The following is a 1,547-nucleotide window of genomic DNA, read 5'->3' as shown; positions in this document are numbered from 1 at the left end:
TTCTCGGGGCCACGGTCTCTGCCGGAACCATCAATACCGTTGAAGAGGTCCTGGCTGCCACCATTGTCGGCGGCACAATCGATACTGTTGATAGTATTCTCGGAGCTACTATTACCGACGGATTCATCAATGCCACCATCCTCGGTGGGACGGTAACGGCGGAAGTCGCTTCCGTCACCGTGACAGGAGGAACCATCAATGTCATTGAAGAAGTCCTCGCTTCCACTGTGGTGGGCGGGACCATCAATACCGTGGAAGAAGTCCTGGCTGCCACCATCGTTGGCGGGACCATTGATACCATCGACAGCGTTCTCGGGGCCACGGTCTCTGCCGGAACCATCAATACCGTGGAAGAGGTCCTGGCTGCCACCATCGTCGGCGGCACAATCGATACCGTCGATAGTATTCTCGGGGCTACCATTACCGATGGATTCATTAACGCCACCATCCTCGGGGGGACGGTAACGGCGGAGATCGCTTCCGTCACCGTGACGGGCGGAACCATCAATGTCATTGAAGAAGTCCTTGCTTCTACCATCGTCGGCGGCACAATCGATACTGTTGATAGTATTCTCGGAGCTACTATTACCGACGGATTCATCAATGCCACCATCCTCGGCGGGACAGTAACAGCGGAGATCGCTTCCGTCACCGTGACAGGTGGGACCATCAATGTCATCGAAGAAGTCCTTGCTTCTACCATCGTCGGCGGCACAATCGATACCGTCGATAGTATTCTCGGGGCTACCATTACCGATGGATTCATTAACGCCACCATCCTCGGTGGCACAGTAACGGCGGAAGTCGCTTCCGTCACCGTGACGGGCGGGACTATCAATGTCATCGAAGAAGTCCTCGCTTCCACCGTGGTTGGCGGAACCATTGATACCGTCGATAGTATTCTCGGGGCTACCATTACCGATGGATTCATTAACGCCACTATCCTCGGCGGGACGGTAACGGCAGAAGTCGCTTCCGTCACCGTTACAGGCGGGACCATCAATGTCATCGAAGAAGTCCTCGCTTCCACCGTGGTTGGCGGAACCATTGACACCATTGATAGTATTCTCGGAGCTACTATTACCGATGGATTCATCAATGCCACCATCCTCGGTGGCACAGTAACGGCGGAAGTCGCTTCCGTCACCGTGACGGGTGGAACCATCAATGTCATTGAAGAAGTCCTCGCTTCCACCGTGGTGGCCGGAACCATCAATACCGTTGAAGAGGTCCTGGCTGCCACCATTGTCGGCGGCACAATCGATACTGTTGATAGTATTCTCGGAGCTACTATTACCGACGGATTCATCAATGCCACCATCCTCGGTGGGACGGTAACGGCGGAAGTCGCTTCCGTCACCGTGACAGGAGGAACCATCAATGTCATTGAGGAAGTCCTCGCTTCCACTGTGGTGGGCGGGACCATCAATACCGTGGAAGAAGTCCTGGCTGCCACCATCGTTGGCGGGACCATTGATACCATCGACAGCGTTCTCGGGGCCACGGTCTCTGCCGGAACCATCAATACCGTGGAAGAGGTCCTGGCT

At 55.2% G+C, this 1,547-nt stretch carries 1 protein-coding gene; it reads left to right on the top strand.

Translation table 11 applies throughout. From position 1 onward, the window contains the following. A partial coding sequence (locus CZ434_RS22270) for a beta strand repeat-containing protein (protein ID WP_425442067.1) occupies positions 1–1,547 on the top strand: 1,547 nt, incomplete at both ends.

Source organism: Sediminibacillus massiliensis (genome assembly GCF_900156915.1).
Taxonomy (GTDB): domain Bacteria; phylum Bacillota; class Bacilli; order Bacillales; family Amphibacillaceae; genus Sediminibacillus_A; species Sediminibacillus_A massiliensis.
This window is presented reverse-complemented; position numbering and strand designations above follow the sequence as displayed.